This window comes from Pseudomonas brassicacearum, from assembly GCF_009601685.2.
Lineage (GTDB): Bacteria > Pseudomonadota > Gammaproteobacteria > Pseudomonadales > Pseudomonadaceae > Aquipseudomonas > Aquipseudomonas kilonensis_B.
On record NZ_CP045701.2, the window covers coordinates 4,118,986 to 4,139,090 of the forward strand.

At 63.1% G+C, this 20,105-nt stretch carries 23 protein-coding genes; 11 read left to right on the forward strand and 12 right to left on the reverse strand.

Annotated features, from left to right (window positions below; genetic code table 11):
* Positions 1-37 precede the first annotated feature (37 nt).
* Together GFU70_RS17335 and GFU70_RS17340 are read right to left on the reverse strand one after the other, a co-directional pair.
* Positions 38-1,129, reverse strand: coding sequence for an SMP-30/gluconolactonase/LRE family protein (locus tag GFU70_RS17335; RefSeq protein WP_058545324.1), 1,092 nt, complete (start codon positions 1,127-1,129; stop codon positions 38-40).
* Positions 1,130-1,225: 96 nt separating this feature from the next.
* A complete protein-coding gene (locus GFU70_RS17340; RefSeq protein WP_116641892.1) occupies positions 1,226-2,356 on the reverse strand; it encodes a sensor histidine kinase in 1,131 nt (376 codons plus the stop codon).
* 253 nt (positions 2,357-2,609) lie between these two features.
* On the opposite strand from GFU70_RS17340, the gene GFU70_RS17345 reads away from it, so the two are divergent.
* Both GFU70_RS17345 and GFU70_RS17350 read left to right on the forward strand, forming a co-directional pair.
* Complete coding sequence (locus tag GFU70_RS17345) at positions 2,610-3,575, forward strand: EamA family transporter (protein ID WP_058545323.1); 966 nt, start codon at positions 2,610-2,612, stop codon at positions 3,573-3,575.
* A 323-nt stretch (positions 3,576-3,898) separates the two neighbouring features.
* Positions 3,899-4,759, forward strand: a complete 861-nt coding sequence (locus GFU70_RS17350) for a CAP domain-containing protein (protein WP_116641891.1) — start codon at positions 3,899-3,901, stop codon at positions 4,757-4,759.
* 201 nt (positions 4,760-4,960) lie between these two features.
* Here GFU70_RS17350 and GFU70_RS17355 read toward each other — a convergent pair whose 3' ends face one another.
* The 4 genes from GFU70_RS17355 to ggt form a co-directional block, all read right to left on the reverse strand.
* A complete protein-coding gene (locus GFU70_RS17355; RefSeq protein WP_058545321.1) occupies positions 4,961-5,596 on the reverse strand; it encodes a DUF5074 domain-containing protein in 636 nt (211 codons plus the stop codon).
* Positions 5,597-5,630: 34 nt separating this feature from the next.
* Complete coding sequence (locus GFU70_RS17360) at positions 5,631-6,857, reverse strand: helix-turn-helix domain-containing protein (protein WP_153388495.1); 1,227 nt, start codon at positions 6,855-6,857, stop codon at positions 5,631-5,633.
* An 11-nt stretch (positions 6,858-6,868) separates the two neighbouring features.
* Positions 6,869-7,402, reverse strand: a complete 534-nt coding sequence (locus GFU70_RS17365) for a cysteine hydrolase family protein (protein ID WP_153388496.1) — start codon at positions 7,400-7,402, stop codon at positions 6,869-6,871.
* 100 nt (positions 7,403-7,502) lie between these two features.
* Positions 7,503-9,230, reverse strand: coding sequence for a gamma-glutamyltransferase (ggt, locus tag GFU70_RS17370; protein WP_153388497.1), 1,728 nt, complete (start codon positions 9,228-9,230; stop codon positions 7,503-7,505).
* A gap of 161 nt (positions 9,231-9,391) precedes the next feature.
* Here ggt and GFU70_RS17375 point away from each other — a divergent pair, with 161 nt between their 5' ends.
* Positions 9,392-9,823: a GNAT family N-acetyltransferase gene (locus tag GFU70_RS17375; protein WP_153388498.1), complete on the forward strand. Its 432-nt coding sequence runs from the start codon at positions 9,392-9,394 to the stop codon at positions 9,821-9,823.
* A gap of 66 nt (positions 9,824-9,889) precedes the next feature.
* On the opposite strand, the gene GFU70_RS17380 is transcribed toward GFU70_RS17375, so the two are convergent.
* On the reverse strand, positions 9,890-10,240 hold the full coding sequence (locus GFU70_RS17380) for a hypothetical protein (RefSeq protein WP_058545316.1): 351 nt from the start codon (positions 10,238-10,240) through the stop codon (positions 9,890-9,892).
* Positions 10,241-10,381: 141 nt separating this feature from the next.
* Here GFU70_RS17380 and GFU70_RS17385 point away from each other — a divergent pair, with 141 nt between their 5' ends.
* The 8 genes from GFU70_RS17385 (at position 10,382) to GFU70_RS17420 (ending at position 14,711) form a co-directional block, all read left to right on the forward strand.
* Positions 10,382-10,642 (forward strand): hypothetical protein, encoded by a 261-nt coding sequence (locus tag GFU70_RS17385; RefSeq protein WP_014337702.1) that lies wholly within the window; start codon positions 10,382-10,384, stop codon positions 10,640-10,642.
* 2 nt (positions 10,643-10,644) lie between these two features.
* Complete coding sequence (locus tag GFU70_RS17390) at positions 10,645-10,980, forward strand: DUF6388 family protein (RefSeq protein ID WP_058545315.1); 336 nt, start codon at positions 10,645-10,647, stop codon at positions 10,978-10,980.
* 260 nt (positions 10,981-11,240) lie between these two features.
* Entirely contained in the window at positions 11,241-11,633 is a 393-nt protein-coding gene (gene tusD / locus GFU70_RS17395; RefSeq protein WP_058545328.1) for a sulfurtransferase complex subunit TusD, read from the forward strand.
* A complete protein-coding gene (gene tusC, locus GFU70_RS17400; protein ID WP_058545314.1) occupies positions 11,633-11,995 on the forward strand; it encodes a sulfurtransferase complex subunit TusC in 363 nt (120 codons plus the stop codon). Before tusD ends, tusC begins: the two co-directional genes overlap by 1 nt.
* Positions 11,995-12,288, forward strand: coding sequence for a sulfurtransferase complex subunit TusB (gene tusB / locus GFU70_RS17405; protein WP_153388499.1), 294 nt, complete (start codon positions 11,995-11,997; stop codon positions 12,286-12,288). The genes tusC and tusB overlap by 1 nt, the downstream gene beginning before the upstream one ends.
* Entirely contained in the window at positions 12,285-12,620 is a 336-nt protein-coding gene (locus tag GFU70_RS17410) for a TusE/DsrC/DsvC family sulfur relay protein (protein WP_003203314.1), read from the forward strand. The genes tusB and GFU70_RS17410 overlap by 4 nt, the downstream gene beginning before the upstream one ends.
* Entirely contained in the window at positions 12,617-13,618 is a 1,002-nt protein-coding gene (locus GFU70_RS17415; protein ID WP_058545312.1) for a glycosyl transferase family protein, read from the forward strand. The genes GFU70_RS17410 and GFU70_RS17415 overlap by 4 nt, the downstream gene beginning before the upstream one ends.
* A gap of 88 nt (positions 13,619-13,706) precedes the next feature.
* Positions 13,707-14,711: a glutathione S-transferase family protein gene (locus GFU70_RS17420; RefSeq protein WP_153388500.1), complete on the forward strand. Its 1,005-nt coding sequence runs from the start codon at positions 13,707-13,709 to the stop codon at positions 14,709-14,711.
* Positions 14,712-14,831: 120 nt separating this feature from the next.
* Here GFU70_RS17420 and cysG read toward each other — a convergent pair whose 3' ends face one another.
* From cysG to lolA, 5 genes are all read right to left on the reverse strand, one after another.
* A complete protein-coding gene (gene cysG, locus GFU70_RS17425; protein ID WP_064106935.1) occupies positions 14,832-16,226 on the reverse strand; it encodes a siroheme synthase CysG in 1,395 nt (464 codons plus the stop codon).
* Positions 16,227-17,507, reverse strand: a complete 1,281-nt coding sequence (serS, locus tag GFU70_RS17430) for a serine--tRNA ligase (RefSeq protein ID WP_116641882.1) — start codon at positions 17,505-17,507, stop codon at positions 16,227-16,229.
* A 15-nt stretch (positions 17,508-17,522) separates the two neighbouring features.
* The gene (crcB, locus tag GFU70_RS17435) at positions 17,523-17,897 is read right to left on the reverse strand and encodes a fluoride efflux transporter CrcB (RefSeq protein ID WP_058545309.1); all 375 of its coding nucleotides are present in this window, start codon (positions 17,895-17,897) and stop codon (positions 17,523-17,525) included.
* Positions 17,894-19,219 carry a replication-associated recombination protein A gene (locus GFU70_RS17440; protein WP_058545308.1) on the reverse strand — a complete coding sequence of 442 codons (1,326 nt, stop codon included), beginning with the start codon at positions 19,217-19,219 and terminating at the stop codon, positions 17,894-17,896. The genes crcB and GFU70_RS17440 overlap by 4 nt, the downstream gene beginning before the upstream one ends.
* A 243-nt stretch (positions 19,220-19,462) precedes the next feature.
* Complete coding sequence (lolA, locus tag GFU70_RS17445) at positions 19,463-20,086, reverse strand: outer membrane lipoprotein chaperone LolA (protein WP_058545307.1); 624 nt, start codon at positions 20,084-20,086, stop codon at positions 19,463-19,465.
* Positions 20,087-20,105 lie beyond the last annotated feature (19 nt).

The window sequence follows — 20,105 nt, forward strand, 5'->3', positions numbered from 1 at the left end:
CAGGAACAATTGCTGGCCACAATGGAGAACCGTTCAATCAGGCGAACGTCGCCCCCCGGGTATTCACGAACAGCGAATACAAGGAATGGCTGCCGGCCATGAACAACCGATTGCCTTCTCGCCCGCCGAAGCAGACGTTGGGGCAGCGTTCCGGCAGGGAGATATGCCCGATGGCCTTGCCTTCAGGGTTGAACACCCGCACGCCGTCGAGTTTTTCCAGGTCGGCCTTGGGGTCGCCATTGCCGCCCCAACCGCACCAGAGGTTGCCGCTTTCATCGCATTTGATCCCATCGATCGCCGCGTAATCCAGGCCTTCGATGTGCTTGCGTCGCTCGCCCAGCGTGCCGTTGTCCTTGACGGCAATGGCCCAGATCAAGCGGTTGGGCTTGGCTCGGCCTTCGACCACGTAGAGGGTCTTCTCGTCCGGGGAAAAGCACAACCCGTTCGGCCCCGCCAGGTCGTCGATCACCCGGCTGACCTTGCCGGTTTCGCCGTCGATGCGATACACCGCATGAGGCTGGACAGGCGTGACTTTGTGCCCTTCGTAGTTGTTGCCGGTCTGGAACGGTGGGTCGGTGAACCAGACCGAACCGTCCCGCTTGCAGACGATGTCATTGGGCGAGTTGAAAGGCTTGCCCTCGAAACTGTCCGCCAGCACGGTGAGAGTGCCGTTGTGCTCGGTGCGGGTGATGCGCCGGCCTTCGCTGGAAGTGGTGGAGCCTTCGCACACCAGCAGCCGGCCCTGGCGATCGCGGCACATGCCGTTGGAGAAGTTGGAATTTTCGCGGTAGACCGACAGGCCACCGGTGATTTCATCCCAGCGCACGATGCGGTTGTTGGGAATGTCGCTGACCAGCAGGTAACGACCGTCGCCGACCCATACCGGCCCTTCCGCCCAGCGCAGGCCGGTGGCAAGTTTCTCCACGCTGGCGTTGAAGATGCGCAGGTCCATGAAGCTGGGGTCAAGGATGTTGATCAGCGGGTCTGGGTAACGCTGGCTCAAGGGTTCGGCCTGGGCGAGCCCTGGCAGGTTGCCAAGGGCGGCCGCAGCGGCCGAGACCACCAGCGACCGTTTCAGGAAGACCCGGCGGCCCTGATCGGCGGCGGGTGCAGATTGCGAAGCATCCATCGTGCGTCTCCGTTAATTATTATTGGACGGGACGACAGTTTTACTACGTGATAAGACATCGTACAAGCATATAACCCTGCTCTTGTAGACAGTCGGTCAGGCGGGGTTCAGCGGTATACGAACGGTAAAGGTCGTGCCGACTCGTGCCTTCGAGTGAACCTCGATGGTGCCCTGATGGGCCGATACGATCGCCGAGGCGATGTGCAGGCCCAGTCCGAGACCGGCCTTGGCACCGTACTGCATCTCACCGCCGCGCAGATGCCGGATCATCGGGTTGAAGACACTGGCAATGGCCTCCTTCTCGATAGGCTTGCCCTGGTTGTTGATCGCAATCACGGCCATATCCTTTTCAACGCTCAACGAAACAGTCACTGGCGTGCCTTCGGCGCCATGCTGGACCGCATTGCCAATCAGGTTGGCGAATACTTGCTCCATGCGGGCCGGATCGAATACGCCCTCCAGGGCACCGGTCGTCTCAAAGCGGATTTCGCTTTCAGGGTGATAGGCCCGCGCCTCCTCCACCATGCCTTCGCAGGCGGCCACCAGATCGCCGTTGAAGCGCTGCACCGGAATGCCCGAGCCAAGTTGAGTGCGGGTGAAGTCCAGCAGATCGCCGACGATTTTGTTGGCCCGCTTGACGCTGGTGTAGATACGCGAAGTGATCTTGGTGGCTTTGGCGGGCAGGTCCCCCGCCCGCAGCAGCACTTCGGAACTCAGCAGGATCGCGCCCAAGGGGCTGCGCAGGTCATGCCCCAGAATCCCGAGAAAGATGTTGCGCGACGCATCCACCGCCCCCGAGTAACTGACGACGGACTCGGCCAAGGCCTGGTCCACGGCTTCGTTGAATCGAATCAGATCGTCCATGACCTGTTTGTGGTCCAACTGCGTGTGCGGCATCCAGAGCATGAGCACGCTGGTGCGCAGGGCCCGGTACTCGGAAACCATTTGTTCCAAGGTAAAACCCGAGAACTGACGGATGACCGCATGGGTTTCGGCGGCGGTTTCGGCATCGGCCGGCGGGGCCTCGCCATGGGACTTGGCGATTTGCTCCCTGCGCGTTTGCGAGGTGCGCAGGTCAGTAGCGATGGTGCGCAGCATTTGCTCGGCATGGTCGCGCAGGGCTACGGAATCCATGCCAATGGACGCGGGGGTGATGGTTTTGGCGAAGTCTTCCCACGCCTGAAGAATCGGCTCGATATTGTCGAGGATGAAATCGGCCAGGCGCATGAGTTTTTCCGCAAGAAGGGCAAGGCTGTGAACGACACAGCGGTCAGGTTTGTTGTACAGCAAAGCACCGGACAATGTGCGCAATGTGCAGATCTTGCGAGGCGACCGCACCCATGCACCAGAGCGCACAGGCCTGCGAACCTCGCCCTTGCAACCCATGAGGTAAAAACCTTACAGTCGTACGACAACCTATAACTAAAAAATAGCTGATCCGAGGCCTTTTGCCTTGGCGGCCGCCTTCGAGACACCTGCCATGACCCGTTCCACTGTCACACCTGCTACCACCGCGCCGTTACCCCGCCACCTCGCCGTGCTTATCCTGCTGTGCATGGGCTGTGCCTTCGCCGGCAACCACGTCGCCGCGCGGGCCGCGTTCGATGACGGTGCCGGTGTGCTGCTGGCGATCTTGCTGCGCTCGGGCGGGACGCTGCTGGTGTTGGCGGCGATGGTGCTCTGGCAGCGGCAGAGCTTGCGCCTGCCGCCCGGTGCGTGGCGCTGGCAATTGGCGCTGGGGCTGTTGATCGGCGCCCAGAGCCTGTGCCTGTACTCCGCCGTAGCCCGGGTACCCGTGGCGTTGGCGCTGTTGGTGGGCAATGTGTTTCCGATCCTGCTGGCCTTGCTGACCTGGGCGCTGGGCGGGCCACGCCCGACGGCGCGCACTGCCGCGTTGATGGGCATGATCCTGGTGGGCCTGGTGTTCGTGCTGGAAGTGCCGGCGCGGTTATCGTCCGCACAGAGCGTTGGCCCGCAATGGCTGCTGGGGGTGGGCCTGGCCTTTTGCGCTGCTTGCGCCTTTGCCTGCGCACTGTGGATCACCGATCACAAGTTGTCCCAGGTGCGCGGCTCGGTCCGCAGCCTGCTGACGATCTTCATCGTCTTCAGCAGCGTCAACCTTGCCGGTCTCACCGGTGCCCTGCCCGGCGGTTTCGACCTGCCGGCCAGCAGCACCGGTTGGTTCGCCCTGGCGACCCTGGTGGTGCTCTATGGCACCGGGTTCACTGTGCTGTTCATTTCGGTGCCGCGCCTGGACATGCCGCGCAACGCCCCGGTGATGAACATCGAACCGCTGGCCACGCTGCTGATCGGCTGGCTGGTGCTGGACCAGATGCTCAACCCGGGCCAGGTGATGGGCGGCGCGATTGTGGTGACGGGCATCGTGTTGCTGACCTATCGCAAGGTTGAACGGGTCAAGGTGCCTGTGGCTGAAGCGGCGAATTGAACTGGCGCCCCGCTGGGCTAGCGTAGGGGCTGTCGAGTGCAGCGAGGCTGCGATCTTGTCCCTGACAATTGAGTCGCAAGCGAACGATCAAAGGATCGCAGGCTTCGCCAGCTCCTACAGGGTGGGGCGACGTTTGGCTAAATCCCCCGCCACAATGTGTTGCGCCAGCCCACAGATAGTCTTCGTCCTCCGGAAACTTGTTTCAAAACCCACAGTCCTACCCCAGCCGTGAAAACCCCGCCGACCTGCAGCGACGGGTTTTCCAACTGATCGGCGCCAAGCCTGGCGCTAAAGCACCTCTCCTTCCTTGAGCCGTTCGCCCCATGCGCCACCCTGTACGCTCTTGCCGTTTCGTTTCGCTGTGCTTGCTTGTCCTGTTTTCTCTATTTGCCAGCCCCGCCCACGCCCGCGGCGAAAGGCAACTGGTGGACGCCATCAATGATTTCCGTAGCCAGTCGCGCCGTTGCGAATGGCGCACGGTGCGTGCCACCCAGCCGCTGGTGCTGCGTTCGAGCCTGGGCTTGCCGATCGGCTTTCGCGGTGGCCTGCGGGAAACCTTGAAAGACGCCGGCTATCAAGCCCGGGCCGTGCGCAGCATCCGCCTGACCGATGCGCGAAACGCCGAAGAAGCCTTCGACATGCTGACAGACGAACATTGCGCCGCGTTGCTGGACAACCAGTACGCCGACATTGGTGTCAATCGGGTCGGTGATGAGTGGCGTGTGGTGCTGGCGCAGCCCATGGGTGGCACGCGGATAAGTGATGCGGGTGCGGCGGACAAGACGCTGCTGGCCCAGGTCAACGCCGCCAGGGCCAAGCCACGGATGTGCGGGCGCCAGCGCTTCGCGGCGGCCCGGCCACTGAGCTGGAACGCCGCGTTGGGAACGGCCGCCCAAGGCCACAGCCGGTCGATGGCCCGCGACAATTATTTCGCCCATCGCGACCCGGACGGTCGCTCCACTTCCGATCGGGCCAAGCGCGCCGGTTTTCGCGGACGTAAATTGGGCGAGAACATCGCCGCCGGACAACGCTCGCCGAGCCAGGCCATGCACGACTGGCTGGCCAGCCCGGGGCACTGCGCCAACCTGATGAACCCGATGTTCACCCAGATGGGCGCAGCTTCCGCCAGCGATTCGCGCAGTGATGCGGGGGTGTACTGGACGATGGTGCTTGGTGCGCCGTGAAACACCATTCCCAGCGCTGAGCCATCCGCTGTTGTGGCGAGGGCGCTTGCTCCCGCTGGATTCTGTAGGAGCTGGCGAAGGCTCGGGCCGCGTTCGGACGATCTTTTGATCTTGGTCTTTCGCTTTTGACTCAATTGTCAGTGGAAAGATCGCAGCCTCGCTCCGCTCGACAGCTCCTACACAGTGCCTACGGGGCCCAGCTCATTGCGCCGGCCGACGCACCGCCCTCACCTTGCCACTGCCACCGCCGCCACAGAAAAACCGCTCGGCGCCGTCGGACTCCAGCCCCGACACGCCGATACCAGGCGGCATCGCCACGCTTTCCAGCACTTGCGCCGTTTGCGGATCGATACGCCGCAGGTCACTCTCGTCATTTTCCCAGGTGCCGTGCCAAAGCTCGCCATCGACCCAGGTCACGCCCGTGACAAAGCGGTTGGATTCGATGGTGCGCAGCACCCTTCCGTCGACCGGATCGATCTGCAGGATCTTGCGTGCCTTGTACTGACCGACCCAGAGCGATCCTTCGGCCCACGCCAGACCGGAATCATCACCGCTGTTGGGGGCCGGAATGGTCGCCAATACCTGACCGGTGCGTGGATCGATCTTGCGGATGCTGTCGCCGGCGATCTGGAATAAATGCTCACCGTCGAACGCCGTGCCCGCATTTGCCGGGATATCGAGCGAATGCACGGGCTGGCCGCTGGAGGGATCGAGGGCATGCAACTTGTCGCCTGAAGCGAACCAGACGCGCTCGCCGTCATGGCTCACGCCGTGCACGCAATCGACGCCCGGGAAAGGACCGTATTCACGCAGGATCTGTGCCTCTGAACGTTTCATCTCACTCGCCTCATCAGTGGGGTGTGACTGCAGCCTAATCCTCGGATGGCAGCGCGGTGAGTAACAATACCGTCGCGAATCCGGGCATCGGGGGCGCCATCCAGCGACGGGCCCTGGCGCGTCCGAACGACTGCGCCTTGCCGGCGGCGGCCAGCGTTTCCAAGGCCCGCTGCACGCTACGCTGACTGATGTCCAGGGCCAGCGCCAGGGCTGAACTGGACCAGGCTTCACCGTCGGCCAGCAATGCCAGCACCGCCCCATAAGGCTCCTCGACAACTCGCGCCAGCACCACGACCTCGTCGGCTTGTCGCGGCACCAGGGTAAAACCGCGCGGGGTTGCCCTCACGTCAGCCAACGGACGCAGCGTCGCCCGCAACCGTCCCATCTCGACCCGCAGCCGGGCGCGATGAGATTCATCCGTCAGCTTCAAGCCGAAGGCCTGGGCCATGAGCGCTTCCCTCGACACATCGCCAGGCCAGCCTTGCGCCAACCCACGCGCCAGGGCGAACAGCACCGGGCGCCGGGCAAGGCTGACCTGGATGCCAGCGCCGCTGATTCCATAGCGACACGCGTCCACCACCAGCGCCGACCCAGCCAACAGCACTTGCACCTCTTCGAGCACGAGCAAGCGCTCTTCGCCGCGGGCGATCAGGCGCGCGGCGGGTACGTGCAGTAGCCGCCAGGCGCTTTCAATTTCGGCGCTCAGCGCGCCGATGCCCGCTTGCCGTGCGGCGTGCCCGGCCCGTTCGAGGGCGGCGCGGGCGGTCTGCGTTTGCAGGCGCCGCATGGCGATTCCCGCCGCCACCAACTCGCAAGCCGCTCGTGATGCCAAGGGCAGGCAGGCAAGGTCCAGGTCAACGAGCCTGCGTTCGGCCTCGTCGAGTCGACCGATCAACAGCAGGCGGCGGATTTCGATCGTGTGGGCATGCGCGACGTTGGCCCGGTCACCGTGGGTTTCGAGCACCGCCCGCGCGGCGTCGAGGCGCTTCATCGGCCAAGCCAGGTCACGGGACGCCAGGGCGATTTCGCCTTCGGCGACCACACAGCGCGCCCGTGCCACGGCCTCCTTGGACCCGAAGGTCGCACCCGCCCGACGCATCAGGGCCCTGGCCCGAACCAGATCCCCCAACTGCGCCATGGCAATGCCGCGAAGCGCGACGGCGGGGGCATCGTTGCGCAGCGCGACGCGATTGAGCGCAGCGACAGGATCCCCCGCTGCCAGTGCTCGCGCCGCTGCGGTGATCAGAGGGTCAGTTGTCATGGGTTTTAGGGTCAGAGGTGGATGTCGGCAGCCGGCACCACATCGATCCGCGATACCGCACTGCTCAGCCGTCCCAATCGGTTGTTGTGGTTGGCGATGATCTGCTCGGCCGCCATGCTGCCGTTATCCACGGTGGAGTGGGCATCGGCCACCAAAACCACGTCGTACCCCAGGGCATGGGCCTGGCGCACGGTGGCGTTGACGCAATAGTCGGTTTGCAGCCCGCAGATCACCAGGCGGTCGATGCCTCGGGCCTGCAACAACGGTTGCAGGTCGGTCTGGTAGAAGGCATCGGCGGTGGTCTTGCGCACCCGCAGGTCATTGGCAGCGGTCACCAGGTCGGCGGCCAGTTGCCAGGCGGCAGAACCATACGTCAGCGAGCCTTCCAACTCTTCGTGCTGGATCAGGATCACCGTCAAGCCGAGGGCCCGGATTTTGGCCGCCAGGTCGTTGATGGTCCGGATGACGCGCTGGCTGTCGAAGCACTCCTCTTCACCTGAGCACAGCGCGTTCTGGACATCGATGATCAGCAATGCGGTGTTCATGACCTTCCCTCTTCAAACCTGTAGGAGCTGTCGAGCGAAGCGAGACTGCGATCTTTGCCCGGCCCGAAAGATCGCAGCCTTTGGCAGCGCCTGCAGGGGATTAATAACCCAGCGACAACCCGGTGTTGCGACGGGGATCGTTGGCGCCGTAAAAGCGGTTCTTGCCCACCGGCTTGCCACCCAATGACGGCGCACCGACCAGGATCGCGGCAATGTGGTTGGGGTCCTGCGGACCGGCAAACTTGTGCCCCCAGCTTTCCAGCAGTTTGCGGGTATCCGGGCTGGCCGCGAACGTCTCCAGGTTGGTTTGCTCCGGCATCCACTGCTGGTGGAAACGCGGCGCATCGACCGCTTCCTGGAGGTTCATGCCGTAGTCGATCACATTGAGGATAGTCAGCAACGTCGCGGTGATGATCCGGCTGCCACCCGGGGTGCCCACCACCATGACCGTCTTGCCGTCCTTGGTGACAATGGTCGGGCTCATGGATGACAGCGGTGCCTTGCCCGGCGCGATGGCATTGGCTTCGCCCTGCACCAGGCCATACATGTTGGGCACGCCGACCTTGGCGGTGAAGTCGTCCATTTCATCGTTGAGCATTACCCCGGTCTTGCTCGCCATCACACCAGCACCGAACCAGTCGTTCAGGGTGTAGGTGACCGAAACGGCATTGCCCCACTGATCGACGATGGAGTAATGGGTGGTGTTGCTGCCCTCATGGGGCGCCACGCCGGGCTTGATCTTCTGCGAGTCGCCGGCCTTTTGCGGTTCGATCGCGGCCCGCAGTTTGGCGGCGTAGTTCTTATCCAGCAGATGGTCGATGGGGTTCTTCACGAAGTCCGGGTCGCCCAGGTAGCTGTTGCGGTCCACGTAGGCGTGGCGCATGGCTTCGATCTGATAGTGCATGCCCTGGGCCGAATGGAACCCCAGGTCCTTCATCGGATAACCGTCGAGGATGTTCATGATCTGGCACAGCACCACCCCGCCGGAACTGGGCGGCGGCGCCGAGATGATGTGGTAGCCGCGGTAGTCGCACTCCACCGGGGCCAGCTCGCGGGTCTTGTACTTGTCCAGGTCGGCCTGGGTGATGAGGCCTTTGTTGGCCTGGCTGGAGGTGACCAGCGCATCGGCGACCCAGCCCTTGTAGAAGCCGTCGGCGCCCTTGGCGGAGATTTCCCGCAGGGTCTTGGCGAGGTCTTTTTGCACCAGCTTCTGGCCGACCTGCATGGGCTCGCCGTTGTGCAGGAAGATCGCCCCGGAGTCACGCATGTCCTTCTTGAACACATCGGTGGCGGTTTCCAGCAGATCGACATCGCCCTGCTCCAGGGCAAAGCCTTCCTCGGCGAACTTGATGGCCGGGGCGATCAATTCCGCCCGCGGTTTACTGCCGTACTTCTTCAACGCCAACTCCATGCCGGAGACGGTGCCGGGCACGCCCACGGCCAGGTGTCCACGGGTGCTGAGGTCGGGGACGACGTTGCCGTCCTTGTCCAGGTACATGTTGGCGGTGGCGCCCAGGGGGGCTTTTTCGCGGAAATCCAGGAACGTCTTGCGGCCATCGGCCAACTGGAGGGTCATGAACCCACCCCCGCCCAGGTTACCCGCCGCCGGGTACACCACCGCCAGGGCATACCCCACCGCCACCGCCGCATCCACGGCATTGCCGCCGTTCTTGAGCACATCGACGCCCACGTGGGTCGCCAGGTGCTGAGCGGTGACCACCATACCGTTCTCGGCGGCCACCGGTGCCTGGGAAGCGGCGTACGTCGATAAACAACCGAGGGTCAATGACGTAGCGATGAGGGTCCGGGCTAAGGATTCGAACTTCATGAGTCGGTCTCTTCTTGTTTTAAGGATAGGGAGCGCATCAGGACATTTCAGTATGGCTTGGTTTGCGTAATGCGCCTGTATCCCTCACCCACCGGGTGACGCCACGGCAGCCTTTGAGATAGGCTCCTGCGGTTCATCTTGACTGAATAAGGACATCGCCGATGACGCTACGAATCGAACGCACCGACACGCCCACCGACCAGGAACGCCAGGCCATCCTCGCCCCGCTACGCGCCTATAACACGGCCCAGACCGGTGGAAGTGCACCTGAACTGGTGGCCTGGCTGGTGCGGGACGAACAGGACGAAATTGTCGGGGGGCTCTACGGCCGGGTGTTTTTCCGCTGGCTGTATATCGAGCTGCTGGTGGTGCCGGAACAGGCCAGGGGCCAGGGCACCGGCTCGACCCTGATGCAGATGGCCGAAGAACTGGCCCGGGAGAAAAACTGCGTGGGCATCTGGCTGGAAACCTTCGACTTCCAGGCGCCGGAGTTCTACCGCAAACACGGCTTCACGCAAATCGGCCAGATGGACGACTACCCGCCAGGCCACCAGCACTTCTTCCTCCAGAAGCGCCTGATTCAGACCCATTGAAATACTGATCCTGCGGGAGCGGGCTTGCTCGCTCCCACACTCGATCCGGTTTTCAGTTCGAGTTGCTTAAAGACACGTCGCCAACGCCGCCAACCGGCGCTTGGCCACGAAGTCGTCATGCTTGGCGTAATAGTTCAACGTCGTACCCGTAGCACCGGTTTGCACATCGACAAACGATTCGGCAGAGCGGGTGTAGACCGTCAAGCCGCCTTGCTTGCCCGGTTGCAGGTAGGCCGCGGCATCGACACCGAACACCGCTTCGTCCTGCCAGGAGAACTGCACGCACTGGGCCACGACCTGCTCGGGTTTGTCCGAGGTCAGAATCTTGTAAGGGGCCTGGGTCCGGGCCTCTTTCATCGCCGAACCCGCGCAGCCGGCCAGCAAGGTTGCGGCCAGGGCCACGGTCAACATTCGCATTGCGTTCACTCATCAAGAAAAAAACGGACTGTAGCACTGCGACCCGGGCCTTCGTGCTGCTTTACTGAAATTTACACGGGACATCGGCCTGCGATTCGCGCACCCTGTCGCGCCATTGCCACCAGCCACGCGGAACACCCCATGACCCCCAACGCTGAATTCTACAAACCCACCGCCGAATACGCCGACAAACTGATCAGCCAGATCGGCCAGACACCGTCCTGGATCGCCAAGCGCATCGGCGTCACCGACAAGCGGATTCGCTACATCCTCGACGGCGAACGCACCGTCAAGGGCGAAACCACGCCAATCCAGATGACCTACACCGAACAGTTCGCCCTCGAATGCCTGGCGGCTGCGGCCAAGGCCAGCAAGAAACAATCTGCATCCCCCAAGGAGTGACCATGGCGGCAACCGAACAGCAACACGAACGAGCCCTGGAAAAATTCCTCGACGAGCGCCCCGAGCTGCGCGTCGAGTTGGACCACCTCAACCCGCTGCTGGCCCAGGCCAAGGGCGAGACCGCCGCGCAGTATCGCGCCGAGCGGTTGCATGAAGCCTTCGAAGCCGAGGCCGAGCGCCTGGGCCTGTTTGCCTGGGAACTGACCCTGCAACTGACCGCCGCCTCGCCCCAGGACTACCAGGCCCAACGCCTGGAGGTGCACAGGGAAGTGGCGGAGATGGCGGGGATGGAATGGGCAGAGTATTGCCAGTTGCATGGCCTCAAGCCCCAGGACTAACCCGTGGCCAGCAATTGCTCCCGCCGGGCCTGTAGGAGCTGCCGAGTGAAGCGAGGCTGCGATCTTTCCCCCGGCAGTTGAATCTCAAGCGAAGATCAAAAGATCGCAGCCTCGCTTCGCTCGACAGCTCTACAATGCAATCGAGCAGGAGCAATCTTTCAACGCCCCTGATCCAAACAGGCTTTCTGCGCCTTTGCTGGCAATCGCCCCACCGCCCATAAAGCTTTATCATGGCCGCAGTTTTGCTGATCGGGTCTGTCATGAAGTTCGCCATCGCGCTGTTTTCCGCCGCCCATGCGCCCTCCTCGCGCCGTGCCTTGCTGTTTGCCCAGGCTGCGCTGGCGGGTGGGCATGAGATCGTGCGGCTGTTTTTCTATCAGGACGGCGTCTATAACGCCTGTGCCAGTGTCGTCACGCCCCAGGACGAACAGGACCTGCCCCAGCAGTGGCGAACCTTTGTCAGAGATAACCAGCTCGACGGCGTGGTCTGCATCGCGGCGGCGTTGCGCCGTGGGGTGTTGAACGAGGAAGAAGCCCAGCGCTACCAGCGTTCGGCGGCCAGTGTCGAGGCGCCCTGGGCCTTGTCCGGGCTGGGCCAGTTGCACGATGCCATCCAGGACGCCGACCGTTTGATCTGCTTTGGAGGCGCGTGATGGCCAAGTCTTTATTGCTCATCAGCCGCCAGGCCCCATGGTCCGGCCCCGGCGCCCGTGAAGCGCTGGACATCGCCCTGGCCGGCGGTGCGTTCGACCTGCCCATCGGCCTGCTGTTTCTCGACGATGGGGTGTTCCAGCTCAAGGCCGGCCAAAACGCCAAGGCGGTCCAGCAAAAGGACCTGAGCGCCAACCTGCAGGCGTTGCCGATGTTCGGCGTCGAGGACCTGTTTTTCTGCGCCAACAGCGCCGCCGAACGGGGTATCGCCACCGATACCCTGGCGCTGGGCGACGTGAAAGCACTGACCGCGCCGCAAATCGCCGCGCTCATTGATCGTTACGACCAGGTGATCACCCTCTGATGTCGACTTTGCATGTGTTGTCTCATTCGCCCTTCGGCGATAACCGCCTCGCCAGTTGCCTGCGGGTACTGGGCAATCAGGATGCGCTGCTGCTGTGCGGCGACGCGACGTACGCGTTGCAACCGGGCAGCCCGCCGTTTGACCTGCTGCAGGCCGCCGGCGTGAACCTGTTCGTGCTCGCCGAAGACCTCCAGGCCCGCGCCCTGGACACGCCAGACTGGGCCGAAGCCATCAACTACTCAGGTTTCGTCGAGCTGTCGATCGAGCACGACAAGGTCAACACCTGGCTATGAAGACGCTGAACGTGGGCGACCGCGCCATCGCGCTGGACAAGGACGGTTACCTGGCCGACCTTGACGACTGGTCGGCGGAGGTCGCCACGGCCCTGGCAACCGCCGAAGACATCGAGTTGGGCCCCGAGCACTGGGAGATCCTCGAACTGCTGCGCGGCTTCTACAACGAATTCCAGCTCTCCCCCGCGACCCGGCCGTTGATCAAGTACACGGCACTGAAACTGGGCGCGGACAAAGGCAACAGCCTGCACCTGAACCGATTGTTCAAAGGCACTCCCGCCAAACTCGCCGCCAAGCTGGCGGGCCTGCCCAAACCGACGAATTGCTTATGACCGACTTCCCAGCGCTGACCCTCGAGACCCCGGCCGAACACCCGTTCGCCCAGTTCGTGCGCATCCTTGGCAAAGGCAAGCGCGGCGCCCGCAACCTGACCCGCGAAGAGGCCCGCCAAGCCATGGGCCTGGTGCTCGACGAAAAGGTCGAGGACACCCAGCTTGGTGCCTTCCTCATGCTGCTGCGACACAAGGAAGAAAGTGCCGAGGAGATGGCCGGCTTCACCGAAGCACTGCGTGAGCGCCTGGTGGTCCCGGCGTTGGCGGTGGACCTCGATTGGCCGACCTACGCCGGCAAGAAACGCCATTTGCCGTGGTACCTGCTGGCAGCCAAATGCCTTGGGCAGAACGGCGTGCGGATCTTCATGCATGGCGGCGGCGCTCACACGGCAGGTCGGCTCTACACCGAACAATTGCTGGGTTTGCTGCAGATCCCACTGTGCCGGGATTGGCAGCAGGTCGGCAGCGCGCTGGACAACGGCGGCCTGGCCTTCATGCCGCTGGTGGATTGGGCGCCGCAAATGCAGCGGATGATCGACCTGCGCAACATCTTGGGCCTGCGCTCGCCGATCCATTCCCTGGCACGCATCCTCAACCCACTGGCGGCCCGTTGCGGCTTGCAAAGCATTTTCCACCCGGGCTACCAGGCCGTGCATCGCGACGCCAGCGGCTTGCTCGGTGATACCGCCATCGTGATCAAGGGTGACGGCGGTGAGATCGAGATCAACCCGGACGCCGACAGCCACCTGTACGGCACTACTGGCGGCGTCAGCTGGGACGAAGAATGGCCGCGACTGGCCGAGCAGCGCCACGTCAAACCGGAGAGCCTCGACCCCGAGCACTTGAAGGCGATCTGGCGTGGTGACGTCGAGGACAGCTACCCGCAATTGGCCCTGATCGCCACCATGGCCCTGGCCTTGCGTGGCCTGGGTCTGGCGCGCGAAGAAGCGTTCGACAAAGCCCGGCAGTATTGGGATGCCCGGGACCGTTCGATTTAACCGATCATTAGCGCCCAACCTTTGCGCTTTTTCTTCGAACCTATCGGAATAGACTCGCCTCCAACGTTTATTGGCCGAGGAGATCGAGATGGGTTTGTTAGTCGAGGGCCGCTGGCAGGACCAGTGGTATGAAAGCAAGGACGGCACGTTCCAGCGCGAACAGGCGCAACGTCGTCATTGGGTCACTGCCGACGGCAGCGCCGGCCCTTCGGGTGAGAGCGGCTTTGCCGCCGAGGCCGGGCGCTACCATTTGTATGTCTCCCTGGCCTGCCCCTGGGCGCACCGCACGCTGATCTTGCGCAAGCTCAAGGGCCTGGAAGACTTGATCGATGTGTCGGTGGTCAGCTACCTGATGCTGGAAAACGGTTGGACCTTCGACAAGGCCCACGGCTCGACAGGCGACAAACTCGACAACCTGAGCTTCCTGCATCAGCGCTACACCGCCGACACGCCGGACTACACCGGCCGCGTCACTGTCCCGGCGCTGTGGGACAAACAGCAACAACGCATCGTCAACAACGAATCGGCGGAAATCATCCGCATGTTCAATAGCGCCTTCGACGGCTTGACCGGCAACGACCTGGACCTGTATCCCGAACACCTGCGCCGCGAGATCGACGCCTTGAACGAGCGGATCTACCCGGCAGTGAACAACGGTGTGTACCGTGCCGGATTCGCCACGACCCAAGCCGCGTACGAAGAAGCCTTCGACCGGCTATTTGCCGAACTGGATTGGCTGGAGACGTTGCTGGCAAGCCGCCGTTACCTGGCGGGCGAACACCTGACCGAGGCCGACATCCGCCTGTTCACCACCATCATCCGCTTTGACGCGGTGTACTTCGGCCACTTCAAGTGCAACCTGCGGCGCATCGCCGACTATCCGAACCTGTCGAACTGGCTGCGGGAGTTGTACCAATGGCCGGGCATTGCCGAGACCGTGGATTTCACCCACATCCAGGGCCACTACTACGGCAGCCACAAGACCATCAACCCCAATGGGATCGTGCCCAAGGGACCGAGGCAGGACTTTACGGTCGCCCATGATCGGGAAAGGTTGAGTGGGAAAGGGATTTGGCGTGGGGCTGGGGATTGATCCTGGGTTTTCGCTGTATTTGAGGGACCATCGCGAGCAAGCTCGCTCCCACATTGGACTGTCTTCAAACATGGTCCACTGTGGGAACGAGCTTGCTCGCGATTGGGCGTGATGCGGTCTTCAGACCTGCCCCTGCGCCCCTTCAAACCACGCCAGTTTCTCGCGCAGTTGCACCACTTCCCCGACAATCACCAACGTCGGCGCGTGAACTTCGTGCTCGGCCACCAGCCGTGGCAAGTCCGCCAAAGTGCCGGTAAAGACCCGCTGGTTGGACGTCGTGCCCTGCTGGATCAGCGCAGCTGGCGTATCCGCCCCACGGCCGTGCTTGATCAGCTCGTTGCAGATCATCGGCAGGCCGACCAAGCCCATGTAGAACACCAGCGTCTGGGCCGGAGAGACCAGGTCGGCCCACGGCAAGTCGCTGGTGCCGTCCTTGAGATGGCCGGTGATGAAGCGCACCGATTGGGCATAGTCGCGATGGGTCAGCGGGATCCCGGCGTAGGCCGCGCACCCACTGGCCGCGGTGATGCCCGGGACGACCTGGAACGGGATGCCATGGGCCGCCAGTTCTTCAATCTCCTCACCGCCGCGACCGAAGATGAACGGATCGCCGCCCTTCAACCGCACCACACGCTTGCCTTGTCGGGCCAGGTCCACCAATTGCTGGTTGATCTGGTCCTGGGGCACGGCGTGTTCGGAGCGGCGCTTGCCGACGTAGATGCGTTCGGCGTCGCGCCGGCACAGTTCCAGGATTGCCGGTGCCACCAGGCGGTCGTACAGCACCACGTCTGCCTGCTGCATCAAGCGCAAGGCACGGAAGGTCAGCAGGTCCGGATCGCCTGGCCCGGCCCCCACCAGATAGACTTCGCCCGGCGCGTTCGGCGCCTGGCCGTCGATCTTTTCCCGCAGCAGGCGCTCCGCTTCAGCACCCTGCCCGGCCAGTTGACGGTCGGCGATAGGGCCCTGGAACACTTCTTCCCAGAACGCCCGTCGTTGCTGGACATCGGGAAACAAGCCTTTGACCTGGCTGCGAAAACGCGCCGCCAGCCCGGCCAGTTGCCCGTAGGTCGAAGGAATCCAGGTTTCCAGCTTGGCCCGGATCAGCCGCGCCAGCACCGGCGCGTCGCCGCCGCTGGACACTGCGATCACCAAGGGTGAGCGGTCGACAATCGCCGGAAAGATCACGCTGCACAGGGCCGGCGCGTCCACCACGTTGACCGGCACGCAACGCTTATGAGCGTCGGCCGAGACCTGAGCATTGAGTGGTTCGTCATCGGTGGCGGCAATGATCAGCCCGCAACCGTCCAGATCCGTCTCAAGGTAACCGCGCTCGACACACTCACCGCCGCTGCCACTGACCAGTTCCCGCAACTGCGGTTCGATGTCGGGTGCGACCACCCGCAGCAACGCGCCGGCGTCGGCCAGCAGGCGGGACTTGCGCAAGGCAATCTCCCCGCCGCCAACCACCAGCACGCGGCTGCCGCGCAGGTTGTGGAACAGTGGCAAATAGTCCATTTAGCCGATGACCTCGATGCCGCCCATGTAGGGTTTCAACACCTCGGGCACACGGATCGAACCGTCGGCCTGCTGGTAGTTTTCCAGCACGGCCACCAGGGTACGACCCACCGCCAGGCCGGAGCCATTGAGGGTGTGGACCAGTTCCGGCTTGCCGGTTTCCGGGTTGCGGAAGCGCGCCTGCATGCGACGCGCCTGGAAGTCACCGCAGTTGGAGCACGAAGAAATCTCGCGGTACTTGTCCTGGCTCGGGATCCAGACTTCCAGGTCGTAGGTCTTGACCGCACTAAAGCCCATGTCACCGGTGCACAGCGCCAGGGTGCGATACGGCAGCTCCAGCAGTTGCAGGACTTTCTCGGCGTTGGCGGTCAGGCTTTCCAAGGCTTCCATGGACTTCGAAGGCTCGACGACCTGGACCATCTCGACCTTGTCGAACTGGTGTTGGCGGATCATGCCGCGGGTGTCACGGCCCGACGCCCCGGCTTCACTGCGGAAGCACGGCGTGTGGGAGACGAATTTGATCGGCAGTTGCTTGGCATCGACGATTTCGCCGGCGACGATGTTGGTCAGCGACACCTCGGCAGTCGGGATCAGGTACAGGTCAGCCTCGCCTTCGCGGCTGATCTTGAACAGGTCTTCCTCGAACTTCGGCAACTGGCCGGTGCCTTGCAGGGCCGGTGCCTGGACCAGGTACGGCGTGTAGGCTTCTTCGTAGCCGTGCTCGGTGACATGCAGGTTGATCATGAACTGTGCCAGGGCCCGGTGCAGACGGGCAATCGGCCCACGCAGCAAGGCAAAACGGGCGCCCGACAGCTTGGCGGCGGTTTCGAAATCCAGCCAGCCGAATTTCTCGCCCAGGGCCACGTGGTCCTGCACTGGGAAATCGAAGGCTTTGGGCGTGCCCCAACGGCGCACTTCGACGTTGCCCTCTTCGTCTTCACCGACCGGTACCGACTCGTGAGGCAGGTTCGGAATGCCCAGCAGGATCGAATCCAGCTCGGTCTGGATCGCGTCCAGCTCGACCTTGCCGGCGCTCAATTCGCCCGCCATGCGCTCGACATCGGCCATCAGCGGCGCGATGTCTTCACCGCGCTGCTTGGCCTGGCCGATGGACTTGGAGCGCGCGTTACGTTCAGCCTGCAGGGCTTCGGTGCGGGTCTGGACGGTCTTGCGCTGTTCTTCCAGCGCTTCGATCCGCGCGACGTCCAGGGCAAAGCCACGGGAAGCCAGGCGGTCCGCTACGTCCTGAAGGTTGCTACGTAACAGTTTGGAATCGAGCATGTCGGTCTCTCGTTATCAAAGTTTGGTCAAGGACAGGCCAGCCCAGGTAGCGAGCAGCCCGCCGAATACGCTGATGGCCGCATAGCCCAGGGCCAGCAGCACTTGCCCGCTTTCCAGCAGGCGCACCGTATCCAGTGAAAAGGATGAAAAGGTCGTCAGGCCGCCAAGAAAGCCGACGATCAGCCCCGCACGCACCTCGATGGGCACTTCCGGGCGTATCAAAAACAGACCGTATAGAACACCGATCAGCAGACAGCCCACGATATTAACGGCCAGCGTCGCGGTATAGAAGTGCCGTGGCCAATTTGCGTTGATCCAGTTGCCGGTGGCAAAACGCAACAGCGTGCCGGCCGCACCACCGGCGCAAACTGCAAGAATCAAGGGGATCAAGGTTTTCTCCGCTGCCGTGGACTCAAGCGGTCCAATTGCGCCAAGTGGTTGAGCTTCTCGCCGATCTTCAGCTCCAGGCCACGGGGCACCGGCTGATAGAAGCGCTGGGGTTCGAGTTCTTCGGGAAAATAGTCTTCACCGGCGGCATAGGCGTCCGGCTCATCATGGGCGTAACGGTATTCTTCGCCGTAGCCCAGCTGCTTCATGAGCTTGGTCGGCGCGTTGCGCAGGTGCAGCGGCACCTCGAGGGAACCGTGCTCGGCGGCGCTGCGCATCGCCGCCTTGAAGCCCATGTACACGGCGTTGCTTTTCGGCGCGCAAGCCAGGTAGGTGATCGCCTGGGCCACGGCAAGCTCGCCTTCCGGGCTGCCGAGGCGCTCCTGCACGTCCCAGGCCGCCAGGCACAGGCTCAGGGCCCGCGGGTCGGCATTGCCGATGTCTTCGCTGGCCATGCGCACCACGCGCCGCGCCAGGTACAGCGGATCGCAGCCGCCGTCGATCATGCGCGCAAACCAGTACAAGGCGGCGTCGGGGTTGGAACCGCGTATGGATTTGTGCAGCGCCGAAATCTGGTCGTAGAACGCCTCGCCGCCCTTGTCGAAGCGGCGCCGGGTATCGCCCAGCAGGCTTTGTAGCAGCTCGACGCCGATCTCGCTGTCGTCTTCGGCCAGGTCCGAGGCGTTTTCCAGCAGGTTGAGCAAGCGTCGGCCATCGCCATCGGCGGCTGAAAACAGGATCTGGAAGCCTTCATCGCTGAGGCTCAAATGCCGCTTGCCCAGGCCGCGCTCCTCGGTCAGCGCCCGGTGCACCAGCTTGCGCATCGCCGCTTCGTCGAGGCTCTTGAGCACATAGACCCGCGCCCGCGACAGCAAGGCGTTATTGAGTTCGAACGAAGGATTTTCAGTGGTCGCACCGATGAAGATCAGCGTCCCGTCTTCGACGTAGGGCAGGAACGCGTCCTGCTGCGATTTGTTGAAACGGTGCACTTCATCGACAAACAGGATGGTGCGCTTGCCGTACTGTCCGGCCTGCTGCTTGGCCACTTCCACCGCCTGGCGGATTTCCTTGACCCCGGCCAGCACCGCCGACACCGTTTCGAAGTGGGCATCCGAGACTTCCGCCAGCAGCCGCGCCAGGGTGGTCTTGCCCACTCCCGGCGGGCCCCAGAAGATCATCGAATGCAGCGCGCCCTGCTCCAGCGCTTCGCGCAGGGGCTTGCCGCGGGCGAGCACGTGCTCCTGACCGACGTACTCATCCAGGTTGGTCGCGCGCAAGCGGGCGGCCAATGGTTGGGCAATCGGGGCGCTTCGAAACAGGTCCATCACTACTTATGCAACCTCCGCTGGGTCCTGATGCCGATGATCTGTGCCAGGGCAGATCTGTGGGAGCAAATTTGTAGGGGTAGATCTGTGAGAGCAAATCTGTGGGAGCAAGGCTTGCCCGCGATACAGACACCTCGGTGCATCTGGTAGACCGAGGCGATGCAATCGCAGGCAAGCCTTGCTCCCACAGGCCATTTCCCATAGACCATTTCCCATAGGCCATTTCCCACAGGGGGTCTTGGTTTATTCCTGGATCACGTCCGCACCCTTGGGGATGTCGAATTTGAACTTGGACGCGGCGATCGGCTCGTTGGCCTTGACCCCGGTGAACAGGATATTGGTGCGCTGGCCGACACTGTCGATCAGTTGCATGTCATTGACCAGGCCGTTACGGAACGACAGGCGCAGGCTGTCGAACAGACTGTCCTTGGTCTTGGGCTTGAGGGTGAAGTCAATCACGCCACCGGCTTCCTTGGCGCTGATGTCGAAGCTCTGGCTGATCTTGGAGACGTCACCGGAGAGCAGCAGCGCCGGGGTCTGGGTCAGGCGCTGGTCGAGGGTCTTGATGGTGACCTGCTCCAGGTCCGGGTCCCACAGGGAGACTTTCTTGCCATCGGAGACCATCAGTTGTTCGGCTGGCGCATCGGTGTGCCAGTAGAACAGCCCCGGACGCTGCAGGGCCATGTCGCCGGCGGTTTCCTGCAATTGGGTGCCGCTGCCGTCGAGGGTCAACTGGGAGAAACGTGCGGTCAGGGTCTGGGAGCGCTCCAGCAACTGGGTCAGGCGGGCCACGTCCTTTTCGTCGGCGTGGGCCGACAAGGTGGTCAGGGCCAGTACGGGCAACAGCAACATGCGAATCAGGCGCATGGGAGTCCTCATGAAGTCG